Below are 19,029 nucleotides of genomic sequence, written 5' to 3'. Positions count from 1 at the left end.
ATCGTTCCTTAAAAACCAGAGCGAGCTTCTGCACTTTTCTGAGGTGATTGAGCTTGTAAGAAAGGCAGTAACAGCAAGCCAATAACGGCCGCACAAGTAGAGATGGTAATGAAGAACCCACTCCAGCCGTAAGCTTCTAGAACGAGCGCTAATGGGTAACCAGAAAGTGCTGCTCCCATATAAGCAAACAAGCCAACAAAACCTGTCGCCGCCCCGGCAGAGTCTTTATGTGAACATTCCGCCGCCGCCATGCCAATAAGCATTTGAGGGCCAAAAACAAAAAAGCCAACGCAGAATAGCCCAGCCGCTTGAAACACAAAGTTGGTTAAAGGCATAAGCCATAAAGCCGAAACCGAAAGGAAGATGCCAATCGCAAACAAGATGTTCATTGGACCGCGGTTGCCACCAAACAACCTATCCGATCCCCACCCAGCAACAAGTGAACCAACAAAACCTCCTATCTCGAACAGAGACAAGGCAGCGTTGGCGTTGATCAAACTGTAATCGTGTTCTTCGGTGAGGTATAAATTGCCCCAGTCGTTAACTGCCGTTCTTACGATGTAAACCAACACATAACTAAAGGCGAGCAACCAAATGTACTTATTGCTGAACACATAGGTTTTCAGGATCTCTCGATAGCTTAACCCTTGCCCATGGCTCTCTTGCGCTAATTCCAGGTGATCACTGCGCCACTTCCCTACCGTCGGAAGTCCCATGGTGGTGGGCTTGTCACGTAAGCGCCAGCAGACAATAAGACCGATAAAAACACCAATCACACCCGGCCAGATAAACCCAGCTCGCCAACTGAACTGCAGCGTTAGATAACCCACAAGAATAGGGATAAGCGCTCCACCAACGTTGTGCGCTGTATTCCAGATTGCCCAGCGAAAGCCTCTTTCGGAGCGAGAATACCAAGTCGTCAATAACTTGGAACACGATGGCCAGCCCCAACCTTGGAACCATGCATTCAGTACCCATAGCGAGATAAAAGCCGCTAACGAACTCGAAAAGCCAAACGCGATGTTTATCAGACCAGTCGCGATTAGGCCAAGCCCCATGAAGTAACGAGGGTTCGACCGATCCGATATCGTGCCTGAGATAAATTTCGATAAGCCATAAGAAAGATAAAAGAGCGTGCCAATTAAGCCGATATCGCCTTTGTCCAAACCTAGATCGGTGATCATTGCAGGCGCGGCGTAATTAAAGGTTTTACGAGTGAAGTAAAAACCCGCATAGCCGACATACATTCCTATCATGATGTGAAGGCGCCAATAGCGATAACTCTGATTGACCTCATCATCAGTTAGAGCATCACTCTCTGACGTTGTTGAGCGCAGAAATCCAAACATATTCGTTCTCACACTTTAGGTAATGTAACGCTGATATTGGTACCCGAAGATGAGCCATTAGCGTTGATTGTCATCTTGCCGCCGAGCGCCTGAACACGCTCTTGCATACCGCGAACACCCATTCCTTTGAGAAGATCTTGCGCTGTAAAACCAATGCCATTATCTGATATCTGAAGATAAGCCTGGTCACCTAAAAGCAGTTCAATTCTGATTTCGCTCGCGTTGGCGTATTTAGAGGCATTGTTTAGAGATTCTTGGCACAGCCTGAAGATAGTGACCTTAAGCGTGTCACTCAAACACGAGTAATCACCTTGCCAATTTAACTGAATATCAACGCCGTGATCCGAAAACTCCATCTCTCGAATAAGCTGTTCCACGGAATCTTTTAGGTCCAGATCGTCCAGCATCTTAGGTCTTAATTTTGTAAGTAGACGTTTGGTGGTGTCATAAACATTCAAAGATAATGATTCAATGGTACCCGCACAGCGAACGCTCATCTCAGCCGCGTCGACACGTTTAATAATGCTTGCCTGAGTACGAATTGCCGTGATGTTTTGGCCGATTTCATCATGCAGTTCACGCGCAATATCACGACGAACCGACTCTTCAGCGGTAACTAACTGACGTGAAAGGTTTTGATTTCTGGAGAGTTCACTTCGCAATTTGGAGTTGAGATCTTTCTGCTTTTGAACCGCTAAACCAAGCAGTATACCTGTGATGGTTTGAGCAGATAGAGACAAGAGTAAGTCGGTAATTTCGAGTTTGGATGTTCCGCTGTGGGCTGCAATCAACGCGACACTATTTAACATTGTTGCAAGCAGAGCACCTTGCCATCCATAACGAACGGCGAGCAAGATAATAGGGATCGCCATACAGAACGGGGCAAAGCGCCTTAGCTCATCAGGCAAACTGGTTTGTATCAAAATACTGGCGACCAACAACACGCTATATAAAGCAATATGACGGATTTTGAACTCAACGACATTATTGATTAAGTAAGAGCTCAATGGTGCACACTTGTTTTGGAATAGATAGTTCCAGACCAGATAACACATCGGCACCAGCATCAGTCCGCCAGTAATACTCACCAACCACACCATGTAAACAGCAGAAACATGAGAACCCACCACGGCAACGTTAATAAATGCTGTGACCATGATTAAGCTCGCCATCACTAACAAGTGACGATTCTGGTCACCAGAATAATAACGCTTGGCAATTAGCGTGGCAGGAATACTCAATCCACTGGCGATGAGTATCGTCAGCCATTGAGGTTCATCAAGTAGCAGAGCTAAAGCGATCGCAAGCCCCCACTCGGCAATATAGATAGCAGGCCAATAGTGAGTGCGAGTGTGCAGCGTCATTCCCAATCGAAGTGAAAACGGGAAAAGCAGAATGGCTAACTCAGGGTCATTAATAAAATAGAAGGCAATAACCCACAAACAGAACCATGCACAACCAGCCATAAAAACCCCACACAGGGAGGTGGCTAGGTAAGAACGCATTAATACTGGTCTTGTGTAAACAATTTAGCTAACTCGACGTTGTTCTTAACATTGAGTTTGTCCATAGCATTGGCACGGTGTACATGCACCGTTTTATGGCTAACCCCTAGCTCTACGGCAATAGATTTTACATCGAGCCCTGTCGCCAATAACTGACACACTTCGCTTTCTCTGCGGGTGAGCTGATTTAAAGAGGCTTTATTCTTCATGGGCGTCGCAAGCTTTATGGCGATATCGGGCGTGAGATAACAGCCACCATTTGCGCTCGTGTGTACGGCTTGGATTAACTCATCAGGGCTACAGCGCTTGCTGAGATAACCTTTGGCTCCTAACTCTAATGACTTCTCAACCATCGCCGGCGAGTCATGAACGCTCAACATGATGCTGGCAATGCCAGATGGAATCTCTTCCAATAAGCTCAGGCCACTTTCGTCTTGCATTGAGATATCTAAGATCACGACATCAGGGTGACAACTTGGCAATCCTAGGCGCGCTTCTGCCGCAGAGTTGAATTCACCCACGACCGTAATATCAGCTTCAAGACTGAGTAATTGAGCAAAGCCAGATCGAACAATGACGTGGTCATCAACAAGCGCAACATTAATCATGATATTAACCAAAATTAAGAGTAAGAAAGAAAAATAGCCCCAACAGGAGCTATCTAAAATTAAGTTTATTGATAGAGATGATACTGAATCGAACTAACGATTGGTATGATCTCACGTGCTTTAAACCAATAAAGCACGTGAGACTCGCTACGCGTTTTGAGACGCTAAGTGTATTTTCTTAGCGTGGCGAATCTTCTTCTCTTCCGCAACCGCAACGAATAGCAGTAACACGATACAAATGGCAGCTGACGTATCAAGCGCTGCGAACGTGCCTTTCCAACCCGTTAAACCAAAAATAGGTGTGCCGTCTGCAATCATACCTAGGCCAAGTTTGGCAAAGCTGTCACCAATTAAGTAAGCAAATGTACCTTTCACGCCATCCGCAACGCTGATTGCTTTCTTAGGCACGAAACCTACTGCAGCAACACCAATCAGCAACTGAGGACCAAATACTAGGAAACCAAGCACAAACAGTGATGCTAGGTACATGAACTCACTGGTTGCATGCTGGTAGAACTCTAGCGAAACGATAATCAGGCCAAGCGATACACAAGCAACCAAAGCACGGCGTCCGTTCGCAAGGTCTGACAGATAACCCCACATTAACGTACCGACCAGTGCACCAACCTCAAACAGAGTGAAGCCTGAAATCGCGGTTTCTTTTGATAGACCTAGCTCTTGATACGCATAAACGGTAGACCATTGATCGATACCGATACGAACAATGTATAAGAAGATATTCGCGAAGCAGAGCAACCAGATCACTTTGTTTTTCAGGATGTATTCAACAAAGATCTCTTTCTTAGTCATTTGATTTTCTTCAGCAGCCGTATCTTCTTCGCTGACTTCTTCATCAAACAACTCTTCAACCGTACCTAGACCATAGGCTTCTGGAGAGTCATTACCAAAGCGCATACCAATAAAGCCAACCACAATCGCAATGATTGATGGGAACACGAACATACCGATCACGTTGCCATCAAAAAGGTAGTTAGCACCGAACAGAGCAACACCAGCGGCACCTGCGCCACCCACGTTGTGCGACATATTCCAAAGGCCTAAATAAGAACCACGCTTGTTACGAGGCGTCCATTTAGTGATGGTCGAGTAGCTTGAAGGACCGCCGGTACTTTGGAAGAAACCACTCAACGCATAGAAGGCAACCATCAAGAATAAGCTAGCACTGCCACCGCCCATACTGAAGCTGAAGCCCAACATAGCGATACCAGAAAGGACAAGCATGAATGGCAGGAACTGCTTGGTGTTTTTACCATCGGCATAATAGGAAACGACGGTTTTACCGATACCGTAAGTGATAGAGAAACCCAGACCGATAAGACCTAGATCCGTCATCGATAATCCATAAGTAGAAATCATGTCGTTTTGCGCGACATTGAAGTTCTTACGGATCAAATACATGGTTAGATAACCAATGAACACGACGAGGTAAGATTGTAGGAATGGTTTAAACCACATTTTTCTTCTAGTTTCGACCGGAAGATCTAGCGTCGGTTTTCGAACCTGATCTAGGAACTTTAACATTGTGAACTCTCTTATTTTTTGTGAGGTCTGCACGGCATAATTGCGGCCATACATTGTTTGTTAGTTGACCGTGAAATAATAAGGAGTCTAAAAATCGACCGCATGAGAGAGGGTCTTAGAATAACTAGGAAAAATTCTTAGTTCAGAATTGGGAGTCAAGAAAGCGTGAACAGCATCACTTTGTTTACGGTCTGTTATGGATTGATATTACGATAACAAAAGTCACTCATTTCAGGGCTGACGAACCTTGTAAATAAACAGAAACGAGTGGATTACTTCACTAAAAAAACACCAGTATCGGTTCATCACCATAAAACTCCATGGTCATGGTGTGTCCGATACTGGTTCAGCATTCATTCTGATTAAAATAGATTCAATAGGCTTGTTACGTTTCGCGTGAATCGTACTACAGTCGTTTACCGCTGCCGTCTTCCCACATTACTTCGCACTCTTCTGTGATAGCGGCTTTCAACAGTTCAACCAACGGAAAAGCTCGGCTACCGATATTGACAGGCGCTTCAACAACTTCTTCTTCATTATCGTCATCAGCATTCTCTTGCTCGATTGGTTTGCTCTGCTCTGCGGCTATCGCAGTACGTAAATTATCCAGAGCTTGAGGAACGTCTGGAGCATCAATGGCTCCTGGAATAGCGCCACTATGTCCAAGCATCTTAATGAACTGAAGACCTACCTCACCAAACATCGTGACGCTAGCATGAGCCTTGCAACTAAAGGTAATTAACATAATGAGCCTCTATCAAATTTAGGTATCTATAAACATTTAGCTATATACAAACTATGTTGAGTAAATCATTGGAAAGCAAGTAGATAATAACTAAATCGCTTTTGCCAAATCGAACCTTGATTATCCTCACGCTCGGACAAGCTTGCGCCGTCAGTGATACACATCACTATTTATTATTGGTTGATTACTTTTTAATATAAAACCTTGATAACAATCACACTAAATAGCCCTCTAAATCTCCGCGTAGCTTATTATCTAATCTACTATTAACTCCATTATCAAAATCTTTGGCACAAATCACATGAAAAGGCTGGTCGGCAGACACCTAGAAGAAATGGCGGACATACGGTCCACCCGCAAGCAAAAAATTGTCCACTCCTTTTCACTGACTGCCGCTGCGTTATTCATTTTCTACACTTGGGCTTACTTCCAAGGCCAACATTACACACTGTCGGTTTTCGAATTGTGCTTCGCCATCATTGCCATTTCTAACGCTTTATATGTAAGAAAAGTCATCAATCCTGAGTATTCCGAATTGATTCTGAGTGGTGTTCTTCTAGTTCAGGGCGTCATCCTATTCTTGTACAGTCACGCCATCCCAGATCGCATCCTCTGGCTCTACCCAATTCTGGCCGCGGTCATTTTCATTAATGATTTCAGAATTGGCATAATCTTCAGCACCTCGTTTTGCCTGTTCATCAGCACCTTGATTACAGCAATGCCCAACAATTTTTCTTTACCATTTAACAGCACACACAGATTTTTCCTTAGCTTATTTACCATGAGCTTGGTGTGCCACACATCCGCCTATTACTACACAAAAGCCGTCAGTTATATTCAACGCCTGTATAAAGAAGGCATTGAAGATCTCGCTTACAGAGATCAGTTAACCGGCTTGGCAAACCGTTGGAGCTTTGAACGCTGGGCGACAGAAAAACTAGCCACCGTGGATAGTGAGCGATCACTTACGGCATTGGTCTTTTTGGATATAGATGACTTTAAAGGCATTAACGACAGCTACGGGCACGATGTGGGAGACAGTGTCTTACAGCATTTTGCCAATCGCTTGAGCAACAACATTCGAACCAGAGACAGAAAAAGCCATGAATACGATTATTCCATCGCGCGCTTTGCTGGAGACGAGTTTGTTCTGATGCTCTACGATGTGCCAACTCGTAAAGATCTAGACGGCATTCTAGATAGGATCTGCGGGCTGTTCGAAAGCGGCTGCCAAACAAACGAGAGAATCAAGGAATTGACGTTAAGTGTTGGGGTTGCTTTGTATCCGCAAGATGCCCAAGAATTACATGAGCTGACGAGATGTGCTGATAAAGCGATGTATGTTGCCAAGCATTCAGGAAAAAACCGATATGCTTATTATCACGACAACCCAGTATCGACCCTGATAGAAGAACTACCAACGAGCCTTGTTAGCTCAGCACCGGATTCATCTGAACTTGAAGATTGCTTTGAAGCGAAGATCGAAGGGAACAATGTTACGCTATTAAAAACGCGCCAACGCTAGCCATTCCTATAGCGGAGCGGCGCTGCTAACCTGCAAGGTACATAAGCCAAAGACTCACTAACCCGATCATAATAATCCATATGACTTGACGTGTTCGGTTTGGGTTATTCCCTTTAGGTCGCCTCACCACGGTTTTAAAAGCGGCTTGCTTAGCCGACTGAATAAACGGCGCCTCAATCTCACGTTTTTTCACGCGGCGTTTAACCGCGCTGTTTGCAACCTCTGTAAAACGCTGACCTTGCTCCGTTGTAAAGTCGTTATCAAAACCCATCCGACCATGCCTTTCGCCATGTTTTTGCTGAACTGCCATAGCGGCCTCCTTGGCGGTCTACTCTCCACTCAAGTATAGACATAATTTCATCTTGTTACCTGTTCAAGATTTTCGAATAAGTCACTCAACGCTATGCCATCTTCTTTTTCAATCAAATTACATAAACTACAGCTATTCAAGTTTATGAGGGTTTTAAAATGACGAATGTAAGAGCAGTAGATCATGTGATTACAGCACATGCCACCTCCGACGGTGATGGCGTCAAAATCCAAAGACTCGCTGGTTTTAACAACGCACGTTTCTCTCCATTTTTGATGATTGATGAACTTAAATCGGATGAAAGCAAAGACTATGTTGGCGGCTTTCCTCCACATCCTCACCGTGGGATAGAAACGCTCACTTACATGCTGCAAGGTCACTTCCAACACAAAGACCATATGGGGAATGTTGGAGAACTGCGCAGCGGTGGCGCGCAGTGGATGGCTGCAGGTCGTGGTGTCATTCACAGTGAAATGCCAATGATGGAAGAAGGCGCGCTGCATGGTTTCCAGATTTGGATAAACCAACCTGCGACACACAAAATGCAGCCGGCGCAATATCACGACTTCCAAAGTGAAAGCATCGTGGAACATCAAAGTGAACAAAGTGGCTTGTTAAGAATGATTGCCGGAGGGTTTGAGCTGCACAACCAAACCGACGATGATTCAGAGGCTTTACGAGCTCAAGGCCCATTACAGAAAACAGGTGTGCCATTAAGCGTTGCGGATTGGCGCTCTCATTCTGGGCAAAAAGTCACGTTAGGGACTAATGTTAATCACAATGCCATGACTTACGTGTACCGAGGCAGTATTAAGATCGGCGACAAAGTCATCAACCAAGGTCAACTTGCCCAACTCACCAAAGCTGACTTGCTGTCTTTGGGTAGCTTAGAAGATTCAGGGGTACTGATTTTTTCTGGTGAACCGATTAATGAACCTGTTGTGCACTATGGTCCGTTTGTCATGAACTCGATGGAAGAGATTGAACAAACAATTCAAGACTACAACAACGGTGTGTTTGAGACTTACTGATGTCTTGGCTTTGAGTTGAGCTTTGAAGATTGAAGATTGAAGATTGAAGATTGAAGAGATTTTGCAACGAACAACGATTTGGTCATCCATTTGATGACTACAAAAACAAGTGACACTATCCACTGCCGGTTACTATCACTTATTTAACCACGCTCCTAGAGCGTGGTTTTTTTCTATTAAATCAGAGACAAACGATGCCTGATTGAACAAATTTAGACCTGATTACAAGTACTCACATAGGTAAGCAGTCGCTTCTTTTACCTGTAGGTCGAATGAAGAGTCACCCGCAACGTCAAAAGACTCACCAGATTGGTATGTCGTCCAGTCATCATCACCAACACGCTTTACAATCAAAGCACCTTTAACAACGGTCATCTTTTCTGGAGCCCCAGTACCGAACGTGTACTCACCAGCCGCCATTACACCAACACTCACATCAGCACCAGACTGGTTAAACGCTAACGACTTAACGCCACCTTCAAAGTATGTGTTTTCTTTAATCATTGTACTTCCTTGTTATCTTCAAATTGCAATTATTGAGCTCACCGAGTAAGCCTATGCGTAAATTTAGGTGATAATTGTTTTAACCAATTCGAGACTTTCCTACAAGAAATAAATACGCATAGCTTAAGCATTTCTGGAGTTCGCTTTCATTGATAGCGTAAATACTGAGGAGCAAGGCTAAAAACCACTAACGCAACCACATTTATTAGAACATTCGATCCTGCTTCTAACTCTTAGAACAATTTTTGCAAACTAAGGTTTTAATTAATAGAATCTAAAACAATATCAGTCGAAAAATGAAGAGATAATGGCAAAAAAGCCGACTAAAAGCAGAGATCTATTTGCCAACTCGTTACTCTACGGCTTCCTATTAGCTGGCTTTATGGTTGCCCTCACCGCCGGCTATTTTGCTTACCAAGCCCACCAGCAATCTGTCAGCCCAAGCAACGTCTATGGCACATGGATAGAGATTGCGGCGCCACCTTACAACACCGACATCCTGACACTTTCAGAAAACGGTGTGATGATGAATCATCGCCTTATCACTACCTCATTCGATTTTGACGGGAAGATCGTCACGATCAACACTGGCTCTGGAACCACCGTTTACACCATCAGTGGTACTTACGATTCGCCTCGCTTAAAGCGATTAGAGCCAAGCGTACCATCTCAGCAATTTATTAAAGAAGGCTACGAAGATACTGCGACTGGTGATACCCATAGTGTCATGCAACAACGACGCGCTTCCTTAGCTGAGCAATTCAAAAGATAACCCTCTTATCCATACTGCCATAAGCATTCGTCTTCAAGTTTACCCGTCGATCGACCCCGCTCGCTCAACATACTTCACTTTGTGATTCAGCTTCAATCCACAGTATTTTCTTATAGTTTGTCGCACCTTTTCATAACTTCATGTCGTGAATTTTCACTTGTGAGATTTTCCTACTGAAGGATGTTTTATTTTATAAAACATGGACTCAGCCTCTCATTCATTAAGCAACAGAATTGTAACAAGATACAATTTTTTAGTTGTCCATCGAAAACGGATTTATTTTCAGTTATGAAATTAAAACTCTCTCGAATACTGACTGGGAAGCTCCTTCAAAACTGACTGGAGCCGTTTTATGGGGCCATTTGGTTCTCGTAACCTTCAAGGAATGAGAGAAAAAGTATGATTCGTATAAATACCTGTGCTGCGAGCATTGCTCTAGCGCTATCTGGTACAGCATTAGCTGCTCCAACAGCACCTAGCATCGACATGTACGGTTCCAACAACCTGCAATTTTCCAAAATTGAACTCGCGATGGAAACCACCTCTGGCTACAACCAGATGGTGAAATATCACGATAAAGCAAAGGTCGACGTCAAGTTCAACCAATGGAGCGGAACGTCAGGAAACACGTACAACATCTACTTTGATGGCGTTAAAGTAGCCACTGGCCCAATCACTGGCAGCCAAACCACGGCTTCATTCGAATATGGCCAAGGCGGCTTATTCGAAATGGAAATAGAAGCGTGTGACGAAACAGGTTGTAGCAAAAGCGCACCCGCTAAAATCACGATTGCCGATACAGATGGCGCACACTTAGCGCCACTTGCGATGAATGTGGATCCAAACAACAAGTCATACAACACAGATCCAAACACGGTAGTCGGTACTTACTTTGTTGAGTGGGGTATTTATGGTCGTGACTACACGGTAGATAACCTACCTGCTGATAACTTGACCCACATCCTTTACGGCTTCATCCCAATTTGTGGTCCTAACGAATCAGTAAAATCGGTAGGTGGAAACAGCTACAACGCCCTCATGACAGCTTGTCAGGGTGTTAACGATTACGAAGTGGTGATTCATGACCCTTGGGCGGCTTTCCAGAAAAGCTTCCCTCAAGCGGGACACGAATACAGCTCACCGATCAAGGGTAACTACGCAATGATGATGGCGCTCAAACAACGTAATCCTGATTTGAAGATCATCCCATCGATTGGTGGCTGGACGCTGTCTGACCCGTTCTTTGATTTCACAACTAAAGCCAACCGTGACACCTTTGTAGCGTCTGTTAAGAAATTCCTTAACACATGGAAATTCTACGACGGTGTGGATATCGATTGGGAATTCCCTGGTGGTGGCGGTGCTGCTCCAGACCTTGGTGATCCTGTAAATGACGGCCCAGCTTACATTGCACTGATGGCAGAACTTCGCGTGATGCTAGATGAGCTAGAAGCGGAAAACGGTCGTACTTACGAGCTCACTTCTGCGATCGGTGTTGGTCACGATAAGATTGAAGACGTGAACTACGGCGATGCTATCCAATACATGGATTACATCTTCGCAATGACTTACGACTTCTACGGCGGTTGGAACAACGTGTTAGGTCACCAAACAGCACTAAACTGCGGTAACTTCATGCGTCCTGGTCAATGTGATGGCACAGGCCTTGATGAAAATGGCGAACAATACACAGGCCCAGCTTACACCACAGACAACGGCATCCAACTGTTGCTTGAGCAAGGTGTTCCAGCGAACAAGCTTGTGGTTGGTACAGCGATGTACGGTCGTGGTTGGGAAGGCGTATTACCCTCATCACTTTCTGATCCGAGCGACCCAATGACTGGCGTAGGTAATGGCAAACTGACCGGCAGCTCTGCTCAGGGTGTATGGGAAGATGGCGTTATCGATTACAAAGGCATTAAGGCGAACATGCTTGGTACGAACAACCAAGGGATCAATGGCTTCGAATACGGCTACGACGAAATGGCAGAAGCGCCTTACGTTTGGAATCGCACCTCAGGTCAGCTAATCACATTTGATGATGACCGCTCGGTAAAAGCAAAAGGCGCGTACGTTCGTAGTCTTGGTCTTGCAGGTCTATTCTCTTGGGAAATTGATGCAGATAACGGCGATATCCTAAATGCAATGCATGAAGGTCTAGCAGGTGGCACCACCGATCCTGTAAACCGTAAACCAACTGCAGCAGCAGGTGCCGACCAATCCGTTGAAGGCCCAGCTTCTGTTTCTCTAGATGGCAGCGCTTCAAAAGACAGCGACGGCACAATCGCGAGCTACGCTTGGTCACAAGTAAGCGGTACGGCAGTAACGCTGGCCAACTCGAATGCAGCAGTTGCAAGCTTCGATGTGGTTGAAGTCGCGCAACAAGAAGCACTCACGTTCAGCCTAACGGTAACTGATAACGAAGGCGCTACTGCAACTGACACCGTTGTTGTAACGGTAACTCCTAAAGACACAGGCCCAGTCAATACAGCACCAGTTGCTGTGGTTACGGCTACGGCTGAAGTGAATGCAGGTGATGTAGTCGTGGTTGATGCTTCGGCTTCAAGCGATTCAGACCAAGACACATTGACCTTCACGTGGGATGTACCTGCTGGTATCGATGCAACGGTTCAAGGTGCTTCAGTGAGCTTTGTCGCGGCGGAATACACGCAAGATACAACGCTGAACTTCTCTGTAACGGTCAGCGATGGCACTGATACATCGGTTGCGGCTACTTCAGTGAAAGTTCTTAAGAAAACCACAGGCGGCGGTACGTGTACTAACGCTTGGGATTCAGGCGCGGTTTACACTGGTGGCGACCAAGTGACTCAAGGCGGTAAGGTTTGGGAAGCGAAATGGTGGACAACCGGTGAAGATCCAACAACGACAGGCCAATGGGGCGTGTGGAAAGAGATCGGCCCAGCAAGCTGTGCTAACTAAAAATAGGATTGAGCTAAACACCAACTAAGCACCTAAAAGCAAGGCCAACCAGATAATGTCTGGTTGGCCTTTTTAATGTTTGTTTTCTTAGCTTTGAGCTTACGATCTTTTTACTGGCGTTCTACTGACTTGCGCTCGTTATACCAATCACAGTAAGCAAGTGTTCAAAAATAGCGCAGGAAAAAAGCTTGAGAACAAGGCTGCTCTTTTCAATAAATAGTTTCGATAAGTAGTTATTCTACAATCAAAAAATCTAACGACGTTATCGAGATTTTTAACAAGCTAGGGTGAACAGTTATTTACTACGATTGGTATTAGACTTAGCCAATTAAGTTATCAAAGCTCTCGAACACTTGTGGGCACTTCATTACTCGCCCGTGGCCCTGTCCTTGAGTCGCAATTAAAGTAACGCGACCCATTTCATTAGCCGCACGCTGAGACACATCAAACTTAGTAAACTTGTCTTGCTCATCATGAACGATGATCGTCTGAGACTCACGAAGCGCTAGCTTTCCATAGGGATCAACAGACTGAATCGGGTAGTTAAACTGCTCTTCGACTTCTCCAACTACCGCCTCGAACAGTTTCATTGAGTAGCCAGAACGCGCAACGCTGCCAAATAGGTTTTCTAGATAATCCAGTACAGGTGCAATCAGCAATAATGGCTTGTTTTCCAATTTAACGTGCTTACATTCCAACGCAGAAGCCGTGCCCATACTGTGACCGACCAAACCTGCTACCTCACCCACCGAATCGAGAATCGCTTCAAGGCCGTTCACAAACGCAGGAATATGACCATGTACACCATCACTGCCACCATGAGCAGGGTGATCATAAGCCAGAGCCGTAAAACCTTTAGCGGCGATATGTTCCATCAGAGGGAAAAACTGACTCGCGGTGCCAGACCAACCATGAGTCAGCACCCAAACAGGCCCCGTACCCAAAGAATAGGTTTTTAAAACGCCATCACGACCTTTGATTTCACTCTTGATAAGCCCTTGGGGATCAGCATTTTTCTGCTCAGTACGCATTGGAGTGAGCAGCAACTTACGTGCTGTTTTCTTCGCATGACTCGGCGCTAGGATGTAATGAAGATTGGTTGTTGCGCCAATTAAGCTGCGCTTGAAGCTGAATTTGTTCGATGTATTAAAGTAGATTTTGTCACTCATGACCGGTCCTTGTATCGCCATCATCATTGGCGGATCGAGCTCGGCCCTGAAAATCGAACGACCGTGCTATTTGTTAGTGTAAAAAATGGCGATAGCGCTTTTTATGGCTGCTTGCCGCCACTTCTCTTAAAATTTCTTATAAGCCTTAGTTAAACAAAACTCAGATGCTTTGCGAGCTAAACCTCTTTCCAGCTAGCGATTAAGCGCTGTACACCACTCCAAAAGTGGGTGTGGCTCGCTTGTTGGCCTCGTAACGAGTAGAACAAGTTGGCACTCAAGTAGAGGCCGTATAACTCAAAGGTTGCCTGTTTAGGATCTAAATCGGCTCTGAACTGTTTGCTCTCAACCGCTTTTGCTACCTGAATCGTCAAGTAATCAATCCACACTGAAATGGTTTTCTGCAGTGCTTTCTGAATCACAGACGTTTCACTGCCCGCATCTTTCCATGCATCAATAAACATGCAACTGCCTTGGAATGAATGGTTCCAGCCCAACCAATTGTCGAGCAGCTGTTTCAATTTCGCTTCAATATCACCATCTCCCAGCTCTCTTGCGGGAATGATGACTCTTTCGGTGAATATGGCGTTGGAATACTCCAGTACAGAGAGTTGCAGGTTTTCTTTAGAGTTGAAGTGTGCAAACAAGCCACTCTTAGACATGCCACACTGTTTGGCTAATTCGCCAATCGTCAAACTCTCAAGCCCGTTTTCACTCGCAAGTGCGAATGCATGACTCAAAATATACTCTTTGGTTATCTTTCCTTTACTCATTATTCACCAAGGATAAATCTGATACGTTATTTTTAGCACGTTCGTTCTTTTTTTCAAGATTTTTTACTTAACCCTAGGTATTCATTTTGTCTTATCAAAGAACTGTGGAAAAATGCGACAGTATTCAAAGGAAATTGAAATCGACTAACAAAGGAAAAACAATGAACACACTTTGGGAACAGTTTGCGTTTTCGGCGTCAGTAACAGGCCCTATCTGTTTAATGCTGTTTCTTGGTGTGATGCTCAAACGAATCGGCTTAATCAATGACAATTTCATTGATGTCGCATCTAAGGTGGTATTTCAAGTCACCCTGCCCGCGATGCTATTTCTGAGTATTGTTCAATCGAATCACAACTTTTCAGCCAGTAGCGCGTTAGTTGCGTTTGGCGTCATCGCTAACTTTATCTTTTTCTTGTTCACGATTTTCTCGACCAAGTTAGTATTTAAAGGTTCGAAAGATCAAGGTGTGATTGTCCAAGGTGGATTCCGCGCTAATACCGCGATCATCGGCCTCGCCTATGTAGCTAATATTTATGGTAACCAAGGCGTGGCATTGGCGGCTATCTATGTCGCATCCCTAACCGTGCTATATAACATTCAAGCCGTAATTGCACTGACACCCAAAGGCGAAGACACAGGCGCGAAAGCGATTAAAGTGATCGCTAAGTCGATTACCAAAAACCCATTGATCATCGCTATTTTCTTAGCGGTCGTCTTCTATGCACTTTCGATTCCTATCCCAAAAATGGTCACTGATGCTGGTCAATATTTTGCCAACATGACGTTGCCTTTAGCACTGCTGTGTACCGGTGGGTCGCTCGATATCAGCTCGCTCAAACAAGAAAAGTTATCGACGTGGTTTGCCTCTAGCTACAAGTTAATTGCCTCACCTTTACTGATTACATTGGCTGCTGGGTACTTAGGGTTTGAAGGGCTCGATCTCGGGCTTATCTTCTTGATGAGCGCTGCACCAACGGCAGCGGCAAGCTATGTTATGGCTCGTGCAATGGGAGGAAATTCAACCCTGGCGGCTAACATCATCGCTCTCACGACCGTTGTTTCTCTTATCACTTGCACACTAGGTATTTTTGCACTCACCGCAATGGGTTTAATATAGCTGCGACAGGCTTCAAAAAACCGACACAAGCCCTGAAATAAAGGTCATAAGCCTTGATTTAGGACTAACTGATTGGGCAGAAAGGCTGCTAGATTTCGTAAAAATTTTACTAAGAGATCTGATATGTCTTCCGTTCAACATACGCCTTCACAACACATCGCCAGTATCGAGTTAGGCCGAGTGATTGCTATCTTGGCGATCATTGGTTTACACGGCCAAATGGCACTCACTTATTGGCAAATAGATGAAGTGCCTTGGATCGGTTATGTACTCAACCAAACCGCTCGTTTTGCGGTGCCTCTGTTCTTCCTGATTTCTGGTTATCTTATTCAGCCTAAGTTGGCTGCATCGCCATGGGAAACCGTCCTTAACTACTCTAAACCACTGCTTAAGGTTTGGTTGGCATGGAGCATCATTTGTTTAGCGATGCCATTCAATCTCGCGAAGGTAGAAGAGTTTGGCTATCTAGGTGAACGTGAAGGCTATTGGGGTTTCTTAATGAGCACTCCTCTTAACTCATTCTTAGAGGGAGGTCTGGTGCATTTGTGGTTCATTCCAGCCCTTGTTTGCGCAGTGTTGATCATCGCTTTATTGGTTGAGTTGAAGCTCAACAAACTTCTATTACCGATAGCCATAGCGCTCTATGGCTATGGTGTTTTGGCAGGAAGCTACGCAACGCTGACCGGATTAGAAGCACCCTTCTTCACGCGTAATGGCCCGTTCTTTAGCACGTTAATGGTGACCTTAGGTTTCCTCATTCGTCAGAATCAATGGAAGGTGTCATCCGCTAAAGCGCTGGCGTTATTAGCGTTAGGCATGTTGATTCACTTTGCTGAGGCGGCGTGGCTCACCACGTTCGACGTCGGGTTCAACATGAATGATTTCTTGTTTGGTACGGCACTATGGGGAATGGGCGTGTTTATGTGGCTTTTGGCTAATCCAAACATCGGCGACTATGCGTGGGTTCGCGCGATCTCGAATCGTATGTTGGGTATCTACGTTTGCCACCTTTTGATCATTATCGTGCTGTTCAATGTCTGCGGAGTTTTGGGTATCACTGAGTTAGCAAAAGACGTGACCGTATTTTTTGGCACCGTATTGTTGAGCTTCGGGTTGGTTGCTGGGATCGAGAAAACACCACTGCGACGCGTGCTACTTCGCTAAATCAGTTATAAAGAGCAACAAAAATTAAAGGCAAGATAACGGATTATCTTGCCTTTATTTCATCATGTCAGTAATGAGACTGTGTCACTCGCTGGAGTGTTATCGGAACGCCATTGCGCCCTTGCCAACACCTTCATAAGCGACGATTTGTAGTGATTGGTTCTCTGCTAGGCTAGGTTCAACTTGATCCGCGATATAGCCAGCAAGTAATTCCACCGTGGTATCTGTCGGTAAAATTTCCGTCTCACTCTTAGCAATCGCTAGCTCAAATTCGCCTTGTGGCGCGGTGTAGCGGAAGCCATAGTGACTTTCATCATTAACACTGTTCGCGTTTTCACTCAGGTTAAGTGATGAAACTGAAACTTGGTCTTCTTTAGAACCTAAATAAATGTCTTCCCAACGCTGAGCAAATGCTTGTTCACGTTGCCCGTCACGCTGACCATCGACCACGATTTCTACTGGAGAACGGTGACCATGCGCGATGCGCTGGCAGTTACCATCATGCTTTTTCAAACCGTGAGTATAGTGGTAGAACGCACCATTAATGTTTTCATGGCGAAGGGTAATCTCTAACCCTGTGACGTTACTTGGAAGGCTGTCGCGAAGAATATCATAAACATGAGCGGTCACACTCTCGATGGTGATCGCTTCAGCGTCAATCAGACAGTAAGCTTCATCAGGGCAGTGCAGGTGCAGGCTCTTGTCACCGCGCAACACATCTACCTTAGAGTAACCGGCTTTGCTTGCTTGATGCACGATTGCAGAGTTTTTCATTGGCAGCAGTAAGCGGTGGTCAACATGTTGATCAACCAACTGTTTGATCTGCTTTTTGACCTTACTAAAATCCAGCACCATGCTCATTTCATTAAGTTCACCAGACATGGTGACATCTAAAATCCAACTATCTCCTACGACCCCTCTGTGTTCACAGATGTATGAAGAATCGATAACGGTAAGGTCTCTTACAAATAGGTTCAAGTTGAACTCCTTAATACTTTAATGAGATACGGGAGGCTGAATAATGTTCAGCAGGCACTTCGTCTCATTGGTGTCTAGATAAAATAGGACGGGCAGGATGTTACAACGAGCTTATAAAGTCCACCTTTTTACACCCTCTTCCGATAAAAGAACAAACTACATACAATTTCCGCTAAAACATAGACCAGCCAGATACGAATAGCCATAAATCGGGTGGGGATTGCCTGCCGTTTCACGACGCATTTTGCTTTAGCCAAAGGCGCGGCGACACTCCGGCAACATGTTGAAAAGCACGTGAGAATCCTGAATAGCTATTGTAACCCACTTCATCAGCGACCCAATTGATCGGCTTATTTTGCAATAACAGAGATTGAGCAACAGAGACTCGCCACTTTTGCACATAATCTCCCGGCGTTTCACCCACTTCCCGTTTGAACGCTTCAATAAACTGAGTACGAGACATCGCGGCCAGTGACGCCATTTCGGCAAATAAACAATGCAAGGCTGCGACAAATGCCTGTGTTCCGTGTGAGCGCTAGACAAGCTCAACTCCCCCGCGCTCAATACATGAAGGTGGCCCTCTTTACCTTGTTGCGCGTTAAATGACGATACTCCACACAGGTTTCCAGAATAGAAAACGCCAGTGCGTATCGAGAAGTGTTCCATTAGTTGTGAAAGCAGATCCATGCATCCTCCGAACGATTCGCTTAGTTTTTAGTTCTTTTGTCCCTCTATAGACCGGACGAGTGGGCTAAATTATTTCAAACAAGATAACCAACACTGACAAGGAACTTGATATGTCACACATGAAATCGACCAGTCAAAAAATCACTCTAATGGCCGCGTTACTAGGCACCAGCTTTTCGTTAATGGCAGCAGACCTTGATATGAGTGTCGACAGCAATAACCTCGCAATTAAAGGCTATGATCCTGTCGCTTACTTTGCCAATGAAGGTCCAGTAAAAGGCACATCTGAGTTCACAGCGACCTATAAGAATG

Annotated in this window: 16 protein-coding genes and 2 pseudogenes; 7 read left to right on the top strand and 11 right to left on the bottom strand. The window is 45.1% G+C overall.

Annotation, left to right across the window (positions count from 1 at the left end; genetic code table 11):
• Positions 1-8: 8 nt before the first annotated feature.
• From A6D97_RS00350 to A6D97_RS00330, 5 genes are all read right to left on the bottom strand, one after another.
• Complete coding sequence (locus A6D97_RS00350; protein ID WP_065583566.1) at positions 9-1,349, bottom strand: MFS transporter; 1,341 nt, start codon at positions 1,347-1,349, stop codon at positions 9-11.
• Positions 1,350-1,357: 8 nt separating this feature from the next.
• A complete protein-coding gene (gene uhpB, locus A6D97_RS00345; protein WP_065583565.1) occupies positions 1,358-2,854 on the bottom strand; it encodes a signal transduction histidine-protein kinase/phosphatase UhpB in 1,497 nt (498 codons plus the stop codon).
• Positions 2,854-3,462: a transcriptional regulator UhpA gene (gene uhpA / locus A6D97_RS00340; RefSeq protein ID WP_017061545.1), complete on the bottom strand. Its 609-nt coding sequence runs from the start codon at positions 3,460-3,462 to the stop codon at positions 2,854-2,856. Before uhpA ends, uhpB begins: the two co-directional genes overlap by 1 nt.
• Before the next feature lie 147 nt (positions 3,463-3,609).
• On the bottom strand, positions 3,610-5,004 hold the full coding sequence (gene uhpT / locus A6D97_RS00335) for a hexose-6-phosphate:phosphate antiporter (RefSeq protein ID WP_017061544.1): 1,395 nt from the start codon (positions 5,002-5,004) through the stop codon (positions 3,610-3,612).
• 406 nt (positions 5,005-5,410) lie between these two features.
• Positions 5,411-5,749, bottom strand: a complete 339-nt coding sequence (locus A6D97_RS00330) for a DUF1840 domain-containing protein (RefSeq protein ID WP_065583564.1) — start codon at positions 5,747-5,749, stop codon at positions 5,411-5,413.
• A gap of 334 nt (positions 5,750-6,083) precedes the next feature.
• Here A6D97_RS00330 and A6D97_RS00325 point away from each other — a divergent pair, with 334 nt between their 5' ends.
• The gene (locus A6D97_RS00325) at positions 6,084-7,274 is read left to right on the top strand and encodes a GGDEF domain-containing protein (protein WP_065583584.1); all 1,191 of its coding nucleotides are present in this window, start codon (positions 6,084-6,086) and stop codon (positions 7,272-7,274) included.
• Positions 7,275-7,299: 25 nt separating this feature from the next.
• Here A6D97_RS00325 and A6D97_RS00320 read toward each other — a convergent pair whose 3' ends face one another.
• Positions 7,300-7,584, bottom strand: coding sequence for a hypothetical protein (locus A6D97_RS00320; RefSeq protein ID WP_065583563.1), 285 nt, complete (start codon positions 7,582-7,584; stop codon positions 7,300-7,302).
• 158 nt (positions 7,585-7,742) lie between these two features.
• Between A6D97_RS00320 and A6D97_RS00315 the strand changes: the two genes are divergently transcribed.
• Complete coding sequence (locus A6D97_RS00315; protein WP_065583562.1) at positions 7,743-8,615, top strand: pirin family protein; 873 nt, start codon at positions 7,743-7,745, stop codon at positions 8,613-8,615.
• A gap of 222 nt (positions 8,616-8,837) precedes the next feature.
• Here the strand turns inward: A6D97_RS00315 and A6D97_RS00310 are convergent, their stop codons facing one another.
• Positions 8,838-9,119, bottom strand: coding sequence for a pyrimidine/purine nucleoside phosphorylase (locus A6D97_RS00310; RefSeq protein WP_065583561.1), 282 nt, complete (start codon positions 9,117-9,119; stop codon positions 8,838-8,840).
• 307 nt (positions 9,120-9,426) lie between these two features.
• Between A6D97_RS00310 and A6D97_RS00305 the strand changes: the two genes are divergently transcribed.
• Together A6D97_RS00305 and A6D97_RS00300 are read left to right on the top strand one after the other, a co-directional pair.
• Positions 9,427-9,891, top strand: a complete 465-nt coding sequence (locus tag A6D97_RS00305; RefSeq protein ID WP_017065063.1) for a DUF2850 domain-containing protein — start codon at positions 9,427-9,429, stop codon at positions 9,889-9,891.
• Between the two features lie 399 nt (positions 9,892-10,290).
• Positions 10,291-12,831 (top strand): glycosyl hydrolase family 18 protein, encoded by a 2,541-nt coding sequence (locus A6D97_RS00300; protein ID WP_065583560.1) that lies wholly within the window; start codon positions 10,291-10,293, stop codon positions 12,829-12,831.
• Positions 12,832-13,151: 320 nt separating this feature from the next.
• Here A6D97_RS00300 and A6D97_RS00295 read toward each other — a convergent pair whose 3' ends face one another.
• Positions 13,152-14,000 (bottom strand): alpha/beta hydrolase, encoded by an 849-nt coding sequence (locus A6D97_RS00295; RefSeq protein WP_017065066.1) that lies wholly within the window; start codon positions 13,998-14,000, stop codon positions 13,152-13,154.
• A gap of 176 nt (positions 14,001-14,176) precedes the next feature.
• Complete coding sequence (locus A6D97_RS00290; protein WP_017072389.1) at positions 14,177-14,770, bottom strand: TetR/AcrR family transcriptional regulator; 594 nt, start codon at positions 14,768-14,770, stop codon at positions 14,177-14,179.
• A 161-nt stretch (positions 14,771-14,931) separates the two neighbouring features.
• Between A6D97_RS00290 and A6D97_RS00285 the strand changes: the two genes are divergently transcribed.
• Positions 14,932-15,888, top strand: coding sequence for an AEC family transporter (locus A6D97_RS00285; RefSeq protein ID WP_065583559.1), 957 nt, complete (start codon positions 14,932-14,934; stop codon positions 15,886-15,888).
• 123 nt (positions 15,889-16,011) lie between these two features.
• Positions 16,012-17,052, top strand: a complete 1,041-nt coding sequence (locus tag A6D97_RS00280) for an acyltransferase family protein (RefSeq protein WP_065583558.1) — start codon at positions 16,012-16,014, stop codon at positions 17,050-17,052.
• Positions 17,053-17,151: 99 nt separating this feature from the next.
• On the opposite strand, the gene A6D97_RS00275 is transcribed toward A6D97_RS00280, so the two are convergent.
• Positions 17,152-18,030, bottom strand: a complete 879-nt coding sequence (locus A6D97_RS00275) for a 6-carboxytetrahydropterin synthase (RefSeq protein ID WP_065583557.1) — start codon at positions 18,028-18,030, stop codon at positions 17,152-17,154.
• Positions 18,031-18,262: 232 nt separating this feature from the next.
• Positions 18,263-18,717 (bottom strand): annotated as a pseudogene (locus A6D97_RS22135) (AraC family transcriptional regulator).
• A 110-nt stretch (positions 18,718-18,827) separates the two neighbouring features.
• Between A6D97_RS22135 and A6D97_RS00265 the strand changes: the two are divergent.
• Positions 18,828-19,029 (top strand): annotated as a pseudogene (locus tag A6D97_RS00265) (hypothetical protein); the annotation flags it as partial.

Origin of the sequence: Vibrio sp. ZF57 (assembly GCF_001691235.1) — a bacterium.
Classification (GTDB): Bacteria; Pseudomonadota; Gammaproteobacteria; order Enterobacterales; family Vibrionaceae; genus Vibrio; species Vibrio crassostreae_C.
This window is presented reverse-complemented; position numbering and strand designations above follow the sequence as displayed.

Coding starts and splice junctions, on each gene's coding strand:
- A6D97_RS00350 (WP_065583566.1), bottom strand. CDS start 1,349: ATGTTTGGATTTCTGCGCTCAACAACGTCAGAGAGTGATGCTCTAACT.
- uhpB (WP_065583565.1), bottom strand. CDS start 2,854: ATGCGTTCTTACCTAGCCACCTCCCTGTGTGGGGTTTTTATGGCTGGT.
- uhpA (WP_017061545.1), bottom strand. CDS start 3,462: ATGATTAATGTTGCGCTTGTTGATGACCACGTCATTGTTCGATCTGGC.
- uhpT (WP_017061544.1), bottom strand. CDS start 5,004: ATGTTAAAGTTCCTAGATCAGGTTCGAAAACCGACGCTAGATCTTCCG.
- A6D97_RS00330 (WP_065583564.1), bottom strand. CDS start 5,749: ATGTTAATTACCTTTAGTTGCAAGGCTCATGCTAGCGTCACGATGTTT.
- A6D97_RS00325 (WP_065583584.1), top strand. CDS start 6,084: ATGGCGGACATACGGTCCACCCGCAAGCAAAAAATTGTCCACTCCTTT.
- A6D97_RS00320 (WP_065583563.1), bottom strand. CDS start 7,584: ATGGCAGTTCAGCAAAAACATGGCGAAAGGCATGGTCGGATGGGTTTT.
- A6D97_RS00315 (WP_065583562.1), top strand. CDS start 7,743: ATGACGAATGTAAGAGCAGTAGATCATGTGATTACAGCACATGCCACC.
- A6D97_RS00310 (WP_065583561.1), bottom strand. CDS start 9,119: ATGATTAAAGAAAACACATACTTTGAAGGTGGCGTTAAGTCGTTAGCG.
- A6D97_RS00305 (WP_017065063.1), top strand. CDS start 9,427: ATGGCAAAAAAGCCGACTAAAAGCAGAGATCTATTTGCCAACTCGTTA.
- A6D97_RS00300 (WP_065583560.1), top strand. CDS start 10,291: ATGATTCGTATAAATACCTGTGCTGCGAGCATTGCTCTAGCGCTATCT.
- A6D97_RS00295 (WP_017065066.1), bottom strand. CDS start 14,000: ATGAGTGACAAAATCTACTTTAATACATCGAACAAATTCAGCTTCAAG.
- A6D97_RS00290 (WP_017072389.1), bottom strand. CDS start 14,770: ATGAGTAAAGGAAAGATAACCAAAGAGTATATTTTGAGTCATGCATTC.
- A6D97_RS00285 (WP_065583559.1), top strand. CDS start 14,932: ATGAACACACTTTGGGAACAGTTTGCGTTTTCGGCGTCAGTAACAGGC.
- A6D97_RS00280 (WP_065583558.1), top strand. CDS start 16,012: ATGTCTTCCGTTCAACATACGCCTTCACAACACATCGCCAGTATCGAG.